At 44.0% G+C, this 17,109-nt stretch carries 22 protein-coding genes; 5 read left to right on the forward strand and 17 right to left on the reverse strand.

Going from position 1 to position 17,109, the window contains the following annotated elements; all coding sequences use genetic code 11:
• The first annotated feature begins 130 nt into the window (after positions 1–130).
• From ytrH to NST79_RS15150, 3 genes are all read left to right on the forward strand, one after another.
• Positions 131–472, forward strand: coding sequence for a sporulation membrane protein YtrH (gene ytrH / locus NST79_RS15140; RefSeq protein ID WP_003229410.1), 342 nt, complete (start codon positions 131–133; stop codon positions 470–472).
• A complete protein-coding gene (ytrI, locus tag NST79_RS15145) occupies positions 469–972 on the forward strand; it encodes a sporulation membrane protein YtrI (RefSeq protein WP_003229408.1) in 504 nt (167 codons plus the stop codon). The genes ytrH and ytrI overlap by 4 nt, the downstream gene beginning before the upstream one ends.
• 101 nt (positions 973–1,073) lie before the next feature.
• Complete coding sequence (locus NST79_RS15150) at positions 1,074–1,265, forward strand: hypothetical protein (RefSeq protein WP_003229407.1); 192 nt, start codon at positions 1,074–1,076, stop codon at positions 1,263–1,265.
• 17 nt (positions 1,266–1,282) lie between these two features.
• Here NST79_RS15150 and nrnA read toward each other — a convergent pair whose 3' ends face one another.
• Positions 1,283–2,224, reverse strand: a complete 942-nt coding sequence (gene nrnA / locus NST79_RS15155) for a bifunctional oligoribonuclease/PAP phosphatase NrnA (RefSeq protein WP_004398971.1) — start codon at positions 2,222–2,224, stop codon at positions 1,283–1,285.
• A 130-nt stretch (positions 2,225–2,354) separates the two neighbouring features.
• On the opposite strand from nrnA, the gene NST79_RS15160 reads away from it, so the two are divergent.
• Positions 2,355–2,657 carry a YtpI family protein gene (locus NST79_RS15160; protein ID WP_003229401.1) on the forward strand — a complete coding sequence of 101 codons (303 nt, stop codon included), beginning with the start codon at positions 2,355–2,357 and terminating at the stop codon, positions 2,655–2,657.
• 18 nt (positions 2,658–2,675) lie between these two features.
• Here the strand turns inward: NST79_RS15160 and NST79_RS15165 are convergent, their stop codons facing one another.
• The 13 genes from NST79_RS15165 to snaA all read right to left on the reverse strand — a co-directional run bounded on the left by NST79_RS15165 (position 2,676) and on the right by snaA (position 14,161).
• Positions 2,676–3,995, reverse strand: coding sequence for a CBS domain-containing protein (locus NST79_RS15165; RefSeq protein WP_004398641.1), 1,320 nt, complete (start codon positions 3,993–3,995; stop codon positions 2,676–2,678).
• A gap of 176 nt (positions 3,996–4,171) precedes the next feature.
• On the reverse strand, positions 4,172–5,074 hold the full coding sequence (locus NST79_RS15170; protein WP_003246070.1) for a sulfite exporter TauE/SafE family protein: 903 nt from the start codon (positions 5,072–5,074) through the stop codon (positions 4,172–4,174).
• Between the two features lie 18 nt (positions 5,075–5,092).
• Positions 5,093–6,343 (reverse strand): S-alkyl-N-acetyl-metabolite deacetylase SndA, encoded by a 1,251-nt coding sequence (gene sndA, locus NST79_RS15175; protein WP_069322813.1) that lies wholly within the window; start codon positions 6,341–6,343, stop codon positions 5,093–5,095.
• A gap of 17 nt (positions 6,344–6,360) precedes the next feature.
• Positions 6,361–7,053 (reverse strand): riboflavin kinase, encoded by a 693-nt coding sequence (gene ribR / locus NST79_RS15180; RefSeq protein ID WP_212059325.1) that lies wholly within the window; start codon positions 7,051–7,053, stop codon positions 6,361–6,363.
• Between the two features lie 46 nt (positions 7,054–7,099).
• Positions 7,100–8,428, reverse strand: a complete 1,329-nt coding sequence (locus tag NST79_RS15185; RefSeq protein WP_212059327.1) for an LLM class flavin-dependent oxidoreductase — start codon at positions 8,426–8,428, stop codon at positions 7,100–7,102.
• On the reverse strand, positions 8,425–8,706 hold the full coding sequence (locus NST79_RS15190) for a glutaredoxin family protein (RefSeq protein ID WP_134156562.1): 282 nt from the start codon (positions 8,704–8,706) through the stop codon (positions 8,425–8,427). The genes NST79_RS15185 and NST79_RS15190 overlap by 4 nt, the downstream gene beginning before the upstream one ends.
• A gap of 14 nt (positions 8,707–8,720) precedes the next feature.
• Positions 8,721–9,725, reverse strand: a complete 1,005-nt coding sequence (locus tag NST79_RS15195; RefSeq protein ID WP_004398798.1) for an LLM class flavin-dependent oxidoreductase — start codon at positions 9,723–9,725, stop codon at positions 8,721–8,723.
• The gene (tcyN, locus tag NST79_RS15200) at positions 9,722–10,501 is read right to left on the reverse strand and encodes a sulfur-containing amino-acid ABC transporter ATP-binding protein TcyN (RefSeq protein WP_015251469.1); all 780 of its coding nucleotides are present in this window, start codon (positions 10,499–10,501) and stop codon (positions 9,722–9,724) included. The genes NST79_RS15195 and tcyN overlap by 4 nt, the downstream gene beginning before the upstream one ends.
• On the reverse strand, positions 10,498–11,205 hold the full coding sequence (gene tcyM / locus NST79_RS15205) for a sulfur-containing amino acid ABC transporter permease TcyM (protein WP_019712895.1): 708 nt from the start codon (positions 11,203–11,205) through the stop codon (positions 10,498–10,500). The genes tcyN and tcyM overlap by 4 nt, the downstream gene beginning before the upstream one ends.
• A gap of 29 nt (positions 11,206–11,234) precedes the next feature.
• Positions 11,235–11,954: a sulfur-containing amino acid ABC transporter permease TcyL gene (gene tcyL, locus NST79_RS15210; RefSeq protein WP_015251467.1), complete on the reverse strand. Its 720-nt coding sequence runs from the start codon at positions 11,952–11,954 to the stop codon at positions 11,235–11,237.
• A gap of 21 nt (positions 11,955–11,975) precedes the next feature.
• Positions 11,976–12,788 carry a sulfur-containing amino acid ABC transporter substrate-binding protein TcyK gene (gene tcyK, locus NST79_RS15215; protein ID WP_015251466.1) on the reverse strand — a complete coding sequence of 271 codons (813 nt, stop codon included), beginning with the start codon at positions 12,786–12,788 and terminating at the stop codon, positions 11,976–11,978.
• Between the two features lie 13 nt (positions 12,789–12,801).
• Positions 12,802–13,611: a sulfur-containing amino acid ABC transporter substrate-binding protein TcyJ gene (gene tcyJ / locus NST79_RS15220; RefSeq protein ID WP_015251465.1), complete on the reverse strand. Its 810-nt coding sequence runs from the start codon at positions 13,609–13,611 to the stop codon at positions 12,802–12,804.
• A gap of 13 nt (positions 13,612–13,624) precedes the next feature.
• Positions 13,625–14,161: an N-acetyltransferase SnaA gene (snaA, locus tag NST79_RS15225; RefSeq protein WP_015251464.1), complete on the reverse strand. Its 537-nt coding sequence runs from the start codon at positions 14,159–14,161 to the stop codon at positions 13,625–13,627.
• A 152-nt stretch (positions 14,162–14,313) separates the two neighbouring features.
• On the opposite strand from snaA, the gene ytlI reads away from it, so the two are divergent.
• Complete coding sequence (gene ytlI / locus NST79_RS15230; protein ID WP_004398915.1) at positions 14,314–15,240, forward strand: LysR family transcriptional regulator YtlI; 927 nt, start codon at positions 14,314–14,316, stop codon at positions 15,238–15,240.
• Positions 15,241–15,290: 50 nt separating this feature from the next.
• Here ytlI and NST79_RS15235 read toward each other — a convergent pair whose 3' ends face one another.
• From NST79_RS15235 to NST79_RS15245, 3 genes are all read right to left on the reverse strand, one after another.
• Complete coding sequence (locus tag NST79_RS15235; RefSeq protein WP_003245964.1) at positions 15,291–15,974, reverse strand: metal-dependent hydrolase; 684 nt, start codon at positions 15,972–15,974, stop codon at positions 15,291–15,293.
• 61 nt (positions 15,975–16,035) lie between these two features.
• A complete protein-coding gene (locus NST79_RS15240) occupies positions 16,036–16,803 on the reverse strand; it encodes an SDR family oxidoreductase (protein WP_004398521.1) in 768 nt (255 codons plus the stop codon).
• Between the two features lie 126 nt (positions 16,804–16,929).
• Positions 16,930–17,061, reverse strand: coding sequence for a hypothetical protein (locus NST79_RS15245; protein ID WP_009967976.1), 132 nt, complete (start codon positions 17,059–17,061; stop codon positions 16,930–16,932).
• Positions 17,062–17,109: the final 48 nt, after the last annotated feature.

Here is a 17,109-nt window from a genome sequence, read left to right on the forward strand (position 1 = left end):
TCTTTCTCATTACGATCCATTTCTTCCTTCATTATAAGGCCGGTTTCCAAAAGAAACAAATGTTCTTTTTTGACTCATCATCATACTTGTCCTGAAAGCTCAATATGATATAAAAGGTGAGGTGATAAAGATGGATCAGGAAGCAGGATTTATGGTGAATTTTATCAATAGCTACTTCATTGCGTTAGGGGTGCTGATCGGGGGCGCACTCATTGGGGGGCTCGGAGCATACTTGGCAGGCGAACCCCCGCTTACAGCCATTACAAAGCTTGCCAACCGGTTAAAAATATGGGCGCTTGTCGCAGCTATCGGAGGCACCTTTGATGCGGTATACAGCTTTGAACGCGGCATACTCGAAGGCAATACGAGAGATATTTTTAAACAGCTTCTTTTAATTATTTCGGCCATGGGAGGCGCGCAAAGCGGCTGGCTTATTATATCATGGCTGACCCAGGAGCATCTTTCTTCATGAGGGTCCCCCAGCATTACAAAAAACCGGGATGGCAGCGTTTTTTCGCGGGAATGATGTGCGGAGCCGTAATTAGCTGGTTCTTTTTCCTGTTTACTTACGGAACATTCCAAGAGGAGCAGGTCAGCCTCATCGAAAAGCAAAAAGAGCATGTAAAAGACTTGAACAATCAAATTTCGATCTATCAGGAAGATCTCCATAAACTGAATGAAGATAATAAAAGAAAACTGCTGATTCAAAGCGTCAGCGTCAAATTGCTGAATGGGGATAAATATAAAATATCACAGCCGGATAAAACGAAATTCGAGGAGCATGTAAAGGATGATATTTCAGAGGTGATTACAAAAGACATAGAGAGCGTCTATCAAACAAAGGATCTCTTGAAGCGGACAATTGAAAATAAAGTCTATATGATCAATGAAAAAAAATACGAGGCAACCGTCAGAGAATTGATTATTTATACGAGGCTGACAGTGGAACTTGAAATATCTTTCGCCACATAATTATGGATTTTTTTCAAATTCTCCAAACTTCTGTCGCTTTTTCCCATTCTTTTTTATAAACTATATGTGAGGCTTAATGGCGAAAGGAAGGAGGAAGGGAAATGGAGGTTTACAGTGACCGTCAGTTAGCAAAAGATCAAGCAGCCCGTCTCAGACAAGGTTTTTCTGCATATGCCGAAACAAACTCACTCGCTTCCCTCATCAAAAAAGAACTTCAATCACACAATCTCCAAGTCTACGAGGACCTTACTGATTTCGGCTGCTGGTTCATCCCCGTCACAGATGAACACTAAGAGAGAGGGTCTCCCCTCTACTCGTGTTCTTTACATAATGTTTCCAGATCAGCTAAAATCCGATCAGCTTCATCCCAGCTGTAAATAGAGGCGCCTGAAGCTAACGGATGCCCTCCGCCGTTATATTTCCGGGCAAGTCCGTTAATGACAGGCCCCTTCGAACGGAATCTGACTCTGATTTGATCGTCTTCTTCTACGAAAAACACCCAGGCGCGAATACCTGAGATATTGCCAAGCGTCCCGACAAGCTGCGACGCTTCAGAAGCCGTTGTGCCGAATTTTTCAAGCGTATCCTTTTTGATGAAAACAGAAGCAGCCCCGTTTTCGGACAAAGACACATTTTGAAAGATAAAGCCGTTAAGCTTCACCACATTCAGTTTTGTTTCATACAATTGATTAAATAACTCTGAGGAAGAGAATGGATACTGAATGAGCTCGCCTGCATATTTTAATGTTTTTTCCGTGGTATTCGGAAATAAAAAGCGTCCGGTATCTCCAACAATGCCGGCGTAGATCAGCTCTGCCGCTTTCGTATTCAGCTTCCAGCCGTGCTCTTTTCCTTCTAAATACAGCTCGTAAATCATTTCACTTACTGAGCTGGCGCTTGTATCGACCCAGAGAAGGTCACCGTATGGATCTTCGTTCGGATGGTGGTCGATTTTCATTAGTTTGGCGCCTGAAGGATAACGCTGATCGTCGATTCTTTCCTGATTTGCCGTATCGCAGACAATGACAAGTGCGCCTTCATATGTTTCATTGTCCACCTCATCGAGGGAATATAAGAAAGAGAGGGACGGTTCAGGCGTGCCGACCGCAAAAATATTTTTTTCAGGATATGTTTCACGCAAGATTTCCGTAAGCCCGCACTGTGATCCGTAGGCATCCGGATCAGGACGCACATGTCTATGTAAGATAATCGTGTCATATAATGATATGGTTCTGATCAATTCTGTTTTCATTTGATACTCCTTTATTGTTTTTATTCATTAAATCACATTCTCTGCCGACGGAAAAGAAAAATAACGTCAAAACCAAGCCCGTTTTTGTATAAAATGGGTTTGTAAACTTTTACGATGGAGGATTTCATTTATGCTGGTTCTTGTTTTTTTGATTGGGCTTTCAGCCTGCTTTTATGTGTACTATAAAGTAAAAGGCGTACGGGCAAAGCCATCTTTAGCAAAAGAAATATGTTCAGCAAAATCAAGCATGGCCTTAGGGTCACTAGTCCTGTTCTACGGGCTTAACCAAATGATATTATTCCATTCAGTATTAACGTTAGTAATCGGCGGTATCTTTATCGTCATAGGAGCAGGAAGCGCTTGGGCAGGTTATAAAGCCTTCAGGCATTACAATCCCCTTCACGCCAAAGAAGCTGAAAGAGATCACGCGTAAGGGGCGCCTGAACGTCCCTTAGCTTCTTTCCATCAGCTGAACCATCAGCATCGCTTTAGACACGATATGACCTTGGCTGTGCACTTCCACTTCCATTTTCCCGAACTTTCTGCCAGCCTCCAAGATGCGAGGTTTGACTTCGATGACTGATTCCATCTGCACAGGCTTCAAAAAGAAGATGGTGATGCTCTCTATGACGAGTTCGCCGCGTTTTTTCGAGCGCAAAAATCGGTTTGCCGCTTGCGTCAAAATGGTCGTAAATACGCCATAAGAAATGGTTCCAAGCTGATTTGTCATTTGCGGCGTGACTTCATACTCGTAAACCGTTTGATCTTCTTTATCATCACCCTCATCTTTAAACCCCCTTGAAACGATATCATCAAGCTTCTCCCCGACCTGCGGCTGCTTTTGAATCATTTGAAGAGCTTTCAATACGTCTTGGCGGCTGATCATGCCGATGAGTTTTTGGTGGCCATCAGTGACGGGAAGCACTTCGATCCCTTCCCATACCATCATTTGCGCAGCTGAAGCGACAGATGTTTTCCCAATAACCGTGACGGGATTTTTGGTCATGACTTTTTCTATAGATGCATTTCGGTCATGGCCAGCAATATCTTTTGATGTCAGAATGCCATGGATTTTCATTTGATCGTCGACAACCGGGAAGCGGCCGTGCCCCGTTTCAAAATTTTTCTCATACCATTTTTCAAGTTTATCCTTAGGCGAAAGATATACCGTGCGGTCAGCAGGTGTTAGGATGTCCTCCACCAAAACAATTTCTTTTTTGATCAGCTGGTCATATATTGCCCGGTTAATCATCGCGGCAACTGTAAAGGTGTCATAGCTCGTGGATAAAATCGGCAGTTCAAGCTCATCTGCCAGCTGCACAATGCTGTCATCCGTGTTAAAGCCCCCGGTCACCAATACGGCCGCGCCCGCTTCAAGCGCCTGCCTGTGTGCATTGATTCTGTTTCCGACAATCAAAAGATTCCCCGCTGCGGTGTAACGCATCATCGCGTCAAGCTCCATCGCGCCGATGACGAATTTATTCAATGTCTTATGGAGCCCTGCCCTGCCTCCGAGCACTTGTCCGTCTATAACATTTACAACCTCTGCATAGGTAAGCTTTTCAATGTTCTCTTTTTTCTTTTGTTCAATTCTGATTGTGCCCACACGTTCAATTGTGCTGACAAACCCTTTATTCTCTGCTTCCTTGATCGCTCTGTACGCGGTTCCTTCGCTTACTTTCATTTCCTTTGCAATTCTTCGGACAGAAATTTTTTCACCGACAGGCAGTGAATCGATATACGTTAAAATTTGTTCATGCTTCGTTGCCAAGCCTTTCACCTCTAAGGACAGTCTTCTTGTTTTTATTATAAGGTTTCAAAGGATTTATACGCAATGAGGCTGGAAAATAAAAAAGAAGCCCGACCGGCTTCTTACAGCGTTGATTTCGTTCCAGTCAAGCGCAAGGACCCCGTGGCTCCTTTTACATCGTAAAGCGGAAAAACCCTTTATTTTTCTTTTAAATGGACATCAACCGCTGTCTTAACAATATTTCGATTCCCTATTTTAGATAAAACAAATAAAACTGCGGATAGCCATATCGCCCCTATGGCCGTATAGATCAATGGATGAACAGCTGTATTTGCGATCCATTCATTTATTAATGTTCTGGCATTTACCAGAATAATAAATCCTCCTACAAGCACACCCATCAATTGCGGATGAAACTTCTGCACCAGCCATGCTGCGATAGGGGCAGCGATAATTCCGCCGGCCATTAGTGAAAACACCCATAACCAATTGACGTCCTCCCATCCTAATGAAATAAGAAAACCGGCGGTTGCAGATACGGCGATGGCAAATTCACTTGTGTCTACAGTCCCGACAACTTTCCTCGGGCTCAAGCCTTTGCGGGATAATAAAATCGGAGTGGTCACCGGTCCCCAGCCGCCTCCGCCTGTGGCATCTGCAAAACCAGCGATCACTCCCAATGGGATGGATTGTTTTCGGTTTAACGGCACATGCTTCTTCTCAAGAGCCGGCTTATATTGAAATAAAAACCTGATCAATACATATCCGCCCAGAAGGAGCAAAAACAAAGAAATATAGGGTTTCGCCACATCTCCAGGTAATTGGCTGAGGAATGCCGCGCCTAAAAAAGCGCCTATAGAGCCGGGAATGACAAGCTGATAAACGGTTTGTTTGTCAACATTGCCAAATTTAATATGCGACACTCCCGATGCGGCAGTCGTTACGACTTCCGCTAAATGGACAGAAGCCGAAGCCACAGCAGGTGTGATGCCAAACGCCAATAACAAAGAAGTTGAGGTAACCCCATAAGCCATACCTAACGAACCGTCTATTAACTGCGACAATAAACCAATAAATGCAAAAACGATTAATTTCTTCATCAGAACACCCCATCTATATCAATCAGATATTTTTGACTCTTCATTCAAATCTAACAATCTCTTGGCGCTTTCATATAAAAAATAAGAGGCTTTGATAATGGCAGTTTCATCAATTGTAAATGCAGGGTGGTGCCAATCATGATCACCGTCTGTTCCAAAAAACGCAAAGGATCCCGGAATATGCTCAAGATAATAAGCAAAATCTTCCCCCGCGGTTGATGGGGCGGGATCAATGACTTGAAGTTTCGCTTTATGCGCAGCGTCTCGCACCAGCCCCGTAATTGCCTCATCATTACAAAGCGGCGGCGGTCCGGAATGCCACTTCACATTTGCCTTTAACGAGAAAGCGGCAGAAATCTGTTCTGTGACTGCCAAAAAACGCTGTTTCACTTGATTACGAACCTCTGAATCAAATGTACGAACAGTGCCCTCAATGACAACTGTATCCGGAATGACATTCCAAGTGCTGCCGCCGTTGATTTTCCCTACGGTTAAAATCGCGCTTTGCAGCGGGTTTACATTTCTGCTTACAATCGTTTGCAGGGCGACGATAAGCTGAGAGGCGCCGACAATTGGATCAAAACCATTATGCGGCAATGCTGCATGAGCTCCTTTCCCTTCTATCTCTACTTTAAATCGGTCAACAGCAGCCATAAGCGGGCCTGTTTTTAACCCTACAGTCCCAACCGCGATATCCGGTTTATTGTGAAGTCCAATAACCGCATCAATGCCATCCAGTTGGCCGTCCTCTATCACTTTTGCAGCGCCTGCACCCGCTTCCTCTGCCGGCTGAAATAATAAACGAACCTTTCCTTTCAGACTGTCTTGATTTTCCTTCAATAAAAAGGCCGCACCAAGAAGCGCTGCCGTATGAAAATCATGACCGCACGCATGCATGATCCCTTTATGTTTAGACGCATAAGGCAATCCTGTTTTTTCTTCAATTGGCAAGGCGTCAATATCAGCCCTCAAAGCAATCGCCGGACCTTCTGACTCCCCTGCTATGTCTGCGAACACACCCGTTTTTAGAGCAGTAGGGCGAATCTGTATCCCCTTTTCTTTAAGGCATTTTTTTATAAAAGCAGTTGTTTCAAATTCTTCTTTTGACAGTTCAGGATATTGGTGCAGGTGCCGGCGAATGCCGATGAGCTGCTTTTCTAGCGTTGAGAGATTTACGGGATTATACTCCCCTTTCAACTTCAGGATGTCATTTCCTGTAGTCTGATATGGATAGGAGCCTTCTATATTTCTCCAATAATCCAAAGACATATGTTCCGCTCCTTTCCCTATCCCAATATATTTTCTTCAGACTCTTCAACATAAGATGAAATAAATCGGTTCAATTTATCAGCAAGACCGCTCGCCCCAAATCTTATATACTTGCTGGAAACTTTCGGATTATCCTCTTTCAAAAAGCTTAAAAAAGATAAAATATAAATGCGCCTGTAAGCTACTTGTGTAATTCCGTACTCAAAAAACCAGTTATCAATGACATTGTATACGCCTCGGTTGACGCCATATAGGTTGTTACATTTCTTGTAAAAGCAGAGATCCGGAAGATTTAACTCCTGATGGGAAAGAAGGCTTTCTTTTTTGTTTGGTGCCATAATCCCAATCAGCTCAAAGCGTTTTGCAACGCACGAAATATCCTTTTTAATTTGCTTTGTTAAAGACTCCAAAGAATCAAACCTTCTTTCTTCTCTAATTTTAAAGAGAATGCTGCATTCGATTTTTTCTCCATAAATGTCTCTATGAAAGTCAAACAAAAAAATCTCCAATGTCTTTTCAAGGTTAGAGTCCACCGTCGGTTTCACACCGATATTCATAACCCCTAAATGAAATTGATGATTGACTGTCGCCAGAACCCCATAAACTCCATTACGCAGCCCATGTATTTTTGCATCTACATTTGCCGTGGGGAATCCAAGCTTTCTGCCTAATTGTTTTCCTTTCACAACCGTACCGGCAATGATCGTCAAAAAAGTCAGCCTCCTCTCTCAGCTTCCGCATTCGATCAGACGAAACCTAATGATGTGATGAATGTAAAACGGATTGATGCTGCGGAATGCCAAGACCGAGATTTTCCCGCAATGTCCCGCCGCGATAATCTTGACGATAAAGCCCTCTTTCTTGAAGAATCGGAATCACCTTTTCTACAAAAGCATCAAGTGTTCCCGGTATATCCGACCCAACGATAAACCCATCCGCCGCCTCAGCGTTGAACCAAGTTTCAATTAAGGATGCGACACGCTCTGGTGTTCCGATGAATAGAGTCCGTGGAAAAGCCATTTCCTGTGCTACCTCCCGCAATGTCAGATTTCTGGCTTTTGCTTCTCTCTTAATCCGGTCTGTTGTGCTTTGAAACGCATTCTTTCCCACATCGCCAATATCGGGAAATGGCTCATCCAACGGGTAAACACTCAGATCATAATCATCAAAAAAACGGGCCAAATAAGTAACAGCATTTTCAATCGGTATCAATTCTGCAAATTCACGATACTTCTTTTCCGCCTCTTCTTCCGTATCTGCCACAATCGGGCTGATCCCTGGAAAAATCCGCACACTTGAAGGATCACGCCCTTCATCAGCAGCTCGGCTTTTCACATCCGCATAAAACGCTTTTGTCTCTTCTAATGAATTGGAATGGGTAAAAATCGCATCCGCATTTTTAGCAGCAAACTGCCGGCCTGTTTCTGATGAACCCGCTTGAAACACTACAGGCTCTCCCTGCTTAGAGCGCCCGATATTCAAGGGCCCCTCTACTTGAAAATACTTTCCTTTATGATTCAGGCGATGAAGCTTCGCCTGATCGAAAAACTGCCCTGTTTTCTTATTGTGTATAAATGCGTCATGCTCCCAGGAATTCCACAGCCCGCGCACAACATCCAAATGCTCTTGTGCGATCTCGTAACGTTCAGTGTGTTCTGGCAAATTAGACTTACTATGGTTGCGCGCCGCTCCTTCCTGCGGCGAAGTAACCAGATTCCAGCCGGCCCTGCCCCCGCTGATATGGTCCAGCGACATCAATTGTCTGGAGATAGTGAATGGCTCAGTAAAAGATGTAGAGAACGTCCCTACTAAACCAATATTTTTGGTAACCGATGCCAGCGCAGATAAAATGGTGATCGGTTCAAAACGGTTTAAAAAATGAGGAATCGATTTTTCAAAAATAAATAAGCCGTCTGCAATGAAAATAAAACTAAACAAGCCTTTTTCGGCTGTTTGCGCCTTTTTCATGTAAAATTCAATATTCGTGCTGGCCGAGGGATCAACATCGGGATGACGCCAGCCGTCAGTTGTTCCCCCGACACCGTGAATCATGGCTCCAAACTGAATAAAATCTGAACGTGTCATCTTTTTGCCTCCTTTATCTGTGCATGATTAGCAAGTGCAAGATCAAGGTGTTCAATGCCGATTTCAGTTATCCCTTGATACTGATTGCCGCGCCCGATTTCGACCACAGGCACATGGCGCACCCCATATTTCACCTGTAAAATATCCCGAAGTTCCTCTTTCTCTGAAACATCGATATTTTGGAACGGGAACCCTTTTTCATTCAAATAATTCTTGACTTCCTCACAATACGAACAGCCTTTTTTACTCCAAACCACAATGTTCAAAACATCACTCATTCTTCTGTCCCTCCTTAACGTTTTGCAGCTAAAACTGCATCGCTCAGCAGCTGATAAGACAGCTGTTTTTCTACAGCATTTTTGATAGGTGTAAAAATAACAAAATCATTGATTTTGTATGTGCCTGATAAACGTGTTAATTCTTCTGCCACTTCTTCCTTTGTTCCGGCAATAATCCCGGTTTTTTGCACGATGATGTCATATGGCTCTGTGACGTTTTCCAGATAGGCCTCAGCCTGTTCGCGGGAACCGACGTTGACCTTACGCCCGTCTTTCAAAACCACTTTTATCGATTCACGCGACACAATATGTTTTTCCGCTTCTTCTTTTGTATGTGCCGCAAAAACAGCGGGAGCAAGATGAAATTCAGCCTCAGATCCTGGGGGGAGATGCGCGTCAAATGCTCGGCGGGCTTCCTTCAGCACTTCCTCTTCACCGTTAATAAAGTAAGCAAAGACAAAAGAGATTCCCAGTTTTGCAGCAGAAATGGCACTCTCTGTGCTTCCTCCCAATAGAAAAATACCCGGCTTCCGATCAACCTGCGGCCTAGGACGCAATGCGGCATAACGGTGGGTATCAGGAAAATCATCCCGAACGAAATGAGTAAGCTCCTCCAGTTTTTCATCAAACTGACGCACCGGTTTTTTATATTCGGCCTGCAGCGCGTCTGTGGACAGCTGAAACCCGCCGGGCGCTTTGCCCACTCCAAGATCTATACGGCCGGGAGCTAACGCTGATAGAAGATGGAATTGCTCCGCTACTTTATAAGAGCTGTAATGCTGCAGCATCACTCCGCCTGATGCTAAACGAATTTTTCTTGTGCTTGCAGCAAGATAGCCTAAAAGAACCTCGGGTGCAGACCCTGCAATCTCATCATTGTTGTGATGTTCGGCCACCCAAAATCGGTGATATCCACATTCTTCAGCCATTTGTGCCAATTTCACTGTATGCTGTAATGTATCAGCTGCTGTCTCCCCTTCACCAATCAAGCTTTGGTCTAAAATACTTAAGCGGATCATATCACCGGCTCCTTTATGTGTTCTTTTGGTTCAAATAAATATTCCGGCGAAACACGGCGGAGAAACTGCCTCGTTCTGTCTTTTTTGGTATGGCGGAAGACTTCCTTCGGGGTTCCTTGTTCAACAATGACTCCTTCATCCATAAAAACAACTTGATCAGAGACCCTTCTTGCAAACTCCATTTCATGTGTAACAACAATCATGGTGGCTCCGGTTTTCACGATTTCCAGCATTACCTCAAGCACTTCACCGACCAGCTCCGGATCAAGCGCTGCCGTCGGCTCATCGAACAGCAGCACATCAGGATGAATGGCAAGCGCCCTTGCTATCCCTACCCTCTGCTTTTGTCCTCCCGATAACTGACTCGGATAAGCGTTCAATTTATCTTGAAGCCCGACCTTTCTCAGTTCATTTTCTGCTACGGCATACGCGTCTTGTTTTCTCATTTTCCGGGCAATCGTCAAGCCCTCCATGACATTTTCAATCACCGTTTTGTGAGCAAACAGGTGGTATTGCTGAAATACCATTGCCGTCTGTTTTCTGAGCCAGTGAACCTCTTTTTTGGACGGAAAGCTGCAATTAATCACTTTGTCATGTATAGAAATGATCCCTTCGTCTGGACGTTCTAATAAATTCAGGCACCGTAAAAAGGTGGTTTTCCCTGATCCGCTCGGCCCGATAATCGTCACAACTTCTCCCTTGCGTACCGTGAGATTTATCCCTTTTAATACATGGTGGATGCCAAACTGTTTATGGATATTTTTAATCTCAATCATAAAGTGCCTCCTTGAAATCTGGCTGCCTTTCTCTCTAATACTCCATTTACGGATTCTAGGATTAGAGTCAGCACCCAATAGATAATCGCTGCTCCGATAAACGCTTCTAAAAATGCATAATTATCAGAAGCAACGATAGTCGCCGTCCCTGTAATCTCTGGGACAGCCACTATAGCCGCGATAGAGGTGGTATGCAAAAAGCCGATACCCAAATTTGTGAAGTTTGGGATGGAAACCATCAGCGCCTGCGGCAATATTACACGCCGAAAGGTTTGGCTGTATGTCAAGCCGATTGAATAAGCCGCTTCGACCTGTCCGGTATCCATCGCCAGAATGCCCGACCGGATGATTTCTGTGAGATAAGCTCCGGCAGTTAAAGACAAGGCCATGATGACAAACATGGAGACCGGTATCTCATTGGCGGACCAGCCGAGATGAAAAAAACTGCTGACTTGATCTGCAACAGGTGGTATCCCTAAATAAATCAACATAATGTGAAGAATTGCAGGTGTACTTCGAAAGAAAGACACATAAAACCTTGAGCAAGCCACCAAGCCCTTAATTCTAAAAATTCTAACAATTATATTTCCAAGAGCCACGAGAAATCCAAACACAATCGGCAAAACAGCCATCATCAATGTCAGAGGAATGGTCTTTACCATTTCTTTCATGGCGGAAACGATAAATGGAAAGTCAAATTGCAATCTTCTCCCCCCTCATCCGAAGAAATATATCAATGTATGTTCATGTCAAAAACAGTAACAATCCTTGTTTGATTCTTCTTGATTCGTTTTTCTGCCACTCGAAAGAACCATTCACATAAAATCGCTACAGCATAATAAACAATCGATAGCGCAATGTAAACTTCAAGAGAATGGTTGCTTGAGGTGATCAATGTTTGGCCCCTTCCGGACATATCCATAACACCAATTGAAAAGGCTAGAGATGTATCTTTTAAAGAACTGATCACCATGTTTCCCATATTCGGAAACGCCTGGACAAGTGCCTGGGGCAGAACGATTCGCCTGAAGGCCTGACTACCGCTTAAGCCAATACTGTACGCCGCTTCCGTTTGGCCTTTATCTACACTGCCCACCCCCGCTCGAATGATTTCTGCGGCTGCCGCTGCATTGCTTAACGCGTAGGTTGCGACAGCAGCATAAAACGGGTCCATTTTTGATGTATCAATCCCGATAAGCCCCGTAAGCGCCGGGATTCCGTAAAACACGATGAAAAGCTGCACCATGATAGGCGTTCCCCTGAAAAATGAGATATACACTTTTGCCAATTGATTTACAATTGGAATATTGTAGATGCGGGGCAGTGCCAGAAAGAGCCCTAATACAAAACCGAAAAGCAAGGACAGTGTTAAAATGTATAATGTAACCGGCAAATAAGCGGTTAACGTCGGCACAAAATCTCCAATCATGTTCATATCAAACGCTTTTTCCATCACTGCTCCCTCTCTTTTTACCTAATACTGCTCTTTGGAATAGTCGTCACCAAGCCATTTCAAACTGAGCCTTTTCAGCGTTCCGTCATCAATGATTTCCTGTAAGGCTTTATCAATATCGTCACTTAACGTTTGTTCATTTTTGTTAAACATAAAATACACTTTGGCATTCGAAAGCACGTCACCGACCGTTTTTTCTTTAATGGCACTCGTCTTGTTTTGAAAGTCTACTGCAAAAGGCGTTGAAATCGTGGCGTCGGCACGCCCTGATTTCAGCTGATTCGCAGTCTCATTCGCGCCTTGACCCTCATAGGCAATCTCAAATGGGCGTCCATTTTCCTCATTCCATTTTTTCAGTACAAGCGCCCCGTTGGAGGTTGCACTCGTAATCACCCGTTTTCCTTTTAAGTCTTCAATTCCACGGATCGTATCGTTATTTTGAAGCACAGTAATTTTTAAAGGAAAATGGTTGTAAGCAACCTTGTTAAACAGAAATTTTTTCTCACGCTCTTTGCTTTTCTCCATTTGATGTGCCACAATATCGACTTTATGCTGTCCGAGGCTGACAAGCAGGTTGGAAAATTCCATCGTTTTAAATGTGAATTTATAATGTGGCAGGCGCTTATCAAGCTCTTTGATCAGTTCGACATCATAACCGGTTAAATCGCCTTTTTCATCGATAAAGCAAATATTCGGAAATTGGGTTCCAGTTCCGACCGTGATCGTCTGTACCTTCTTTTGCCCGGCTCCCGTCGTTTGACTGCCTGCACCGCAAGCTGACAGAACTGTTATAAGCGAAAATAATATTGCCATGAATGCTGCTTTCGTTTTCATCTCATCGCCCCATTTATTTTTCAAAACTTGATTTTGAATAATCTGCCCCGAGCCATTTTCGGCTTAGTTTTTTTAGCGTTCCGTTTTTCTCCAGCTTTTTAATCGCTTGATCCGTGTCATCCGCCAAGGTTTGGCTGCCTTTATTAAACATAAAGTACACCTCGGTATCTAATAACACGTCACCGACTGTCTTTTGGCGGAAGGCGTGCGTTTTATTCTGAAAATCGACGGCAAACGGTGTAGCTATCGTTGCATCTGCGCGCCCGGTTTCAATTTGATTGGCGGTGTCATTGCTTCCCTGTCCCGCATATTTCAAATGAATCGGGCTGCCGTGCGTTTTGTTGTACTTTGTAATATAATCTGCCGCATTTGACGTGGCGCCAACTATGACTGTTTTTCCGTGCAAGTCTTTTAATGTATGAATCTTGTGATTATCCTCTTTCACCGTGATGTACATCGGCGAGTAGTTATATGGGACTTTATGATACAAAAAACGCTTTTCTCGTTCTTTATTTTTGGCCATATTGTGAGCAATCACATCAATTTTTTTATTTCCGAGACTCGTCAGCAAATTTGAGAAATCCATCGTTTTAAATTCAAATGTATATTGAGGCAACTCCTTATCGATGGCTTTCATCACTTCAATGTCATACCCGGTCAAATCGCCTTTTTCATTTAAAAACGCAATATTCGGAAAATCTGTTCCAGTGCCGACTATGACCGTTTGAGCCTGACGATCTGTTTTGTTATTTGTTTGCGAACATCCCCCGCCAAGTAATGCAAACACTGACAGCAGCAAAACCAATCCTTTACGCTTATTCATAGGCTGCCTCACATCATGCCCAGCTGGGCGCACCTAAAAGCGTTGGGTTAAATCGTTCCGGAATCAGAACCTTGTGCATCATCACACCTATGTCCCCGTCTTTTTCCTGCTCAAAATACACTTCATACCCTCTCCTTCTGTACATGTCAGCAAGCCAAGGATGCTTGCGCGCCGATGTGCCGAGTGTCAGCGCAGGAGCCTTCAGCATATCTCGAAGCACTTTTTCTTCAACATACGTAAGCAGCTTACTTCCGGCGCCTTGCCCTTTATATTCCGGCAGTGTCGCAAACCACCATACAAACGGATATTTTGAAGGAGGCGTCTCACTCTCCCACGGGAACCTGATTGTAATCGTTGAAATCAGCTTCCCATCCCGCTCCAGCACAATCGCTGAATGATGTTCAATATTTTCTGATACCATTTGGATATCAGCTCTCGTGGATGGCCAATCAATATCCAGCTGCCGAATGGGCTGAAATGCGCTGTTAACCAGTTTCAACAGCTCCGATGCATCTTCAACAGTTGCCAGTCGAAAAATGTCCTCACTCATTTTTGTCACTCCTCTTCATAAAATATATAATTCCTATTTGTTTACTAAGCTTTTATTGTTTATACTATAAAGCATACTCTGATCTTTGACTAATCAAAAAAAGTAAACCTTCACTTCAGTAATTTTAATGATGAAAAACAGGAGGGAGCACATTGGAGTTACGCTCAATCAAAACGTTTCATACGATTGTAAAATTTGGAAGCTTCTATAAAGCTGCAGAAATACTCAACTACTCGCAGCCGACGATATCGATGCGTATGAAGCAATTGGAGCAGGATTTAGGCGTACTGCTGTTTGAAAGAGGAAAAAGCCTGCAGTTGACAAAAGCAGGGAAGCTTTTTTATGAACGAACAGGAGATCTTTTGATGCAATACGAGGCGCTTAAACACAACCTCTCCGACTTAAAGGAAGAAGAGGCAGGCATTATCAACATAGGGGTTTCAGAGCCAACCGCCAGTCTGATATTCCCCGAGATTTTAAAGGATTTCTTAATGGATTACCCAAAGATAACGGTTAATATCAAGGTTGATGACGCCAATACCTGCAGTCAAAAGCTCTTAGACGGGACGATTGATTTTGCAGTCTGCGGCGAGCCGGAGCTGATTCTTGAAAATTACTACCATCCATTTTTTTATGACACATTAAATGTGATTGTATCTGATCAACATCCGCTCGCTGAGAAGAAGGCTGTCCATTTGTCTGATTTAGCAGAAGAGCGCTTCATATTTACGCCCGCCAATTGCCCCATTCGCTTACAAATTGAACAGCATTTACATAGAGAACTCGGGAATCGCTACAAAAAAATGGAGCTCACAAGCAGCATGTCACATGAATATTACGTACGTGAAAACATCGGAATTTCAATCTTTACCAGCACCGCACATTCTAAACCGTTCAACGGCACTAAAGTCATTCCAATTCTGAACCTGGATATCACCCCGCCCATAGGGCTGTTGACAAATCAAAAAGAAGTTCATTTTGACCGCGCCACGAAGGACTTGATCGCCCGGATAACCAAACGTTTTCAGCAGCGCAGCAAAGAATTGGAAGGAACCTCTGATAAGACCATTACAGGATAACTGAAAAAATAAAAACCACCTCCTGATTCATCAGGAGATGGTTTCACGGTTTAAAGCTCGATCGTCTCACCGACCGACATGACTTTGCCGACTCCGCCCGGCAGGCTGTCAGCGAATGCTTCTGGGTCTTGTTCGATGACCGGGAATGTATTGTAATGCACCGGCACGACCTGTTTTGCGCGCAGCCATTCAGCAGCAAGCTTGGCGTCTTCAGGCCCCATTGTAAAGTTATCGCCAATCGGAAGGAAAGCAAGGTCGATATGATTCAATTCGCCAATGAGTTTCATATCAGAGAAAAGTGCCGTATCGCCCGCGTGGAAAATCGTTTTATCTTCTACAGTCAGCAAAATACCGGCAGGCATGCCTGTGTAAGTGATCGTTTTGTTTTCTTCATCTGTGATGGCTGATCCATGAAAGGCCTGTGTGAGCTTCACTTTTCCAAAATCGAACTGGCGGGAGCCGCCGATGTGCATTGGATGAACATTCAAGCCTTTCCAGCCTAAGTACACAGCGAGCTCGTTCGGGGCTATAACCAGCGCGTTATTTTGCTTGGCGATTTGTTCAGTATCACCGACATGGTCATTGTGGCCGTGCGTTAGTAAGATGACATCCGCTTTTACATCCTCCGGCTTTATATCCGTTAATGAATTCCCTGTTAAAAACGGATCAAAAATAATATGATGGTCCTTCGTTTCCACTGTGATTACAGAATGTCCGTGATATGTCACTTTCATTTCTTTCACCTCGTCACATGATTTTGTTTTTTTATTTTCCCTTTTTAAAAAGCTGAAAAACTTATGTTGTTTGATTCTTGTTAATGACATTGAGGCCTCCGGTGGCTTCAATGACAGTCCCTGTCACAAGGTCTGAGTTCTCCTCACACAGGAAAGCGATAATCCGGGCGATATCCTCGCCTGTACCGGATCTTCCTATCGGCGTTTTTTCTTTGCCGATTCGCATTCTGGCTTCCTCTATCGATGCTTCTTTCATGTCGCCGACAATGTCTCCCGGGCAAACCATGTTGGCGGTTATGCCGAATTCGGCTTCTTCAATGGCAATTGTCTTCGTCAAAGAAGCCAAGCCCACTTTCGCAGCGCCAAATGCCGATCGGTGAAGCCAGCCGGGCGCGTGAGCCGCACCTTGGAATCCGTACGTAATGATGCGTCCAAATTGCTGTTTTCTCATAATAGGAATAACCGCTTTGAATAAATGAAAGACGGCGCTTAAATTTCCTTCCAGCATGCCATACCATTCATCATCAGTATAATCGGCTAACTTTTTACGTTCAAATATGTATGGTCCCGCGTTGTTAATCAAAAAGTCGATCCTTCCGAAGCGGTTTAAGGCAGCCTCTGCAATACGCAGCAGATCTTCTTTTTTGGTGACATCACCTTTTACAAATTGCAGCCGGTCAAGACAATCGGGACAGGCTTCCTTCAGGCGGCTGACTGCCTCCTCATCCTGTCTGTAATTGACTGTTACTGAATACCCCTTTGCAAGCAACGTTTCAGTCACTTTGCGGCCTAAACCCTTCGAACCGGCAGTAATTAAAGCATGTCGCACATGAATACCTCCCAAAGCAACGTCGCCGCTTTCAATAAAGTGTTTCTTCTTCTACTTTACTATAAAAGGCTTGCAATATCACTTTTTACACTTTGGCATACAAAAAAAGCTGCCTGTACAGACAGCTTATTCTGCAGGAGATGAAGACTCCTGATCAGGCATATCGACATAACCGCTTTGATATGCTTCTGAAATGAGCCTTGTTGTCTCCTGGCTTTCTTGTTCATCATAAATATAGCGTTCCGGTTCTTTTTTCATCATTCTGCCTCCCATCATTATAGAGGTAGGTTGGCTATAATGACGGGA

The sequence above is a fragment of the Bacillus sp. PS196 genome (assembly GCF_037963555.1).
Classification (GTDB): Bacteria; Bacillota; Bacilli; order Bacillales; family Bacillaceae; genus Bacillus; species Bacillus subtilis.

Coding starts and splice junctions, on each gene's coding strand:
- NST79_RS15150 (WP_003229407.1), top strand. CDS start 1,074: ATGGAGGTTTACAGTGACCGTCAGTTAGCAAAAGATCAAGCAGCCCGT.
- NST79_RS15245 (WP_009967976.1), bottom strand. CDS start 17,061: ATGAAAAAAGAACCGGAACGCTATATTTATGATGAACAAGAAAGCCAG.
- nrnA (WP_004398971.1), bottom strand. CDS start 2,224: ATGAAAACAGAATTGATCAGAACCATATCATTATATGACACGATTATC.
- NST79_RS15190 (WP_134156562.1), bottom strand. CDS start 8,706: ATGAGTGATGTTTTGAACATTGTGGTTTGGAGTAAAAAAGGCTGTTCG.
- NST79_RS15160 (WP_003229401.1), top strand. CDS start 2,355: ATGCTGGTTCTTGTTTTTTTGATTGGGCTTTCAGCCTGCTTTTATGTG.
- NST79_RS15195 (WP_004398798.1), bottom strand. CDS start 9,725: ATGATCCGCTTAAGTATTTTAGACCAAAGCTTGATTGGTGAAGGGGAG.
- ytrI (WP_003229408.1), top strand. CDS start 469: ATGAGGGTCCCCCAGCATTACAAAAAACCGGGATGGCAGCGTTTTTTC.
- NST79_RS15235 (WP_003245964.1), bottom strand. CDS start 15,974: ATGAAAGTGACATATCACGGACATTCTGTAATCACAGTGGAAACGAAG.
- NST79_RS15170 (WP_003246070.1), bottom strand. CDS start 5,074: ATGAAGAAATTAATCGTTTTTGCATTTATTGGTTTATTGTCGCAGTTA.
- tcyJ (WP_015251465.1), bottom strand. CDS start 13,611: ATGAATAAGCGTAAAGGATTGGTTTTGCTGCTGTCAGTGTTTGCATTA.
- tcyK (WP_015251466.1), bottom strand. CDS start 12,788: ATGAAAACGAAAGCAGCATTCATGGCAATATTATTTTCGCTTATAACA.
- NST79_RS15185 (WP_212059327.1), bottom strand. CDS start 8,428: ATGACACGTTCAGATTTTATTCAGTTTGGAGCCATGATTCACGGTGTC.
- snaA (WP_015251464.1), bottom strand. CDS start 14,161: ATGAGTGAGGACATTTTTCGACTGGCAACTGTTGAAGATGCATCGGAG.
- tcyN (WP_015251469.1), bottom strand. CDS start 10,501: ATGATTGAGATTAAAAATATCCATAAACAGTTTGGCATCCACCATGTA.
- sndA (WP_069322813.1), bottom strand. CDS start 6,343: ATGTCTTTGGATTATTGGAGAAATATAGAAGGCTCCTATCCATATCAG.
- ytrH (WP_003229410.1), top strand. CDS start 131: ATGGATCAGGAAGCAGGATTTATGGTGAATTTTATCAATAGCTACTTC.
- tcyL (WP_015251467.1), bottom strand. CDS start 11,954: ATGGAAAAAGCGTTTGATATGAACATGATTGGAGATTTTGTGCCGACG.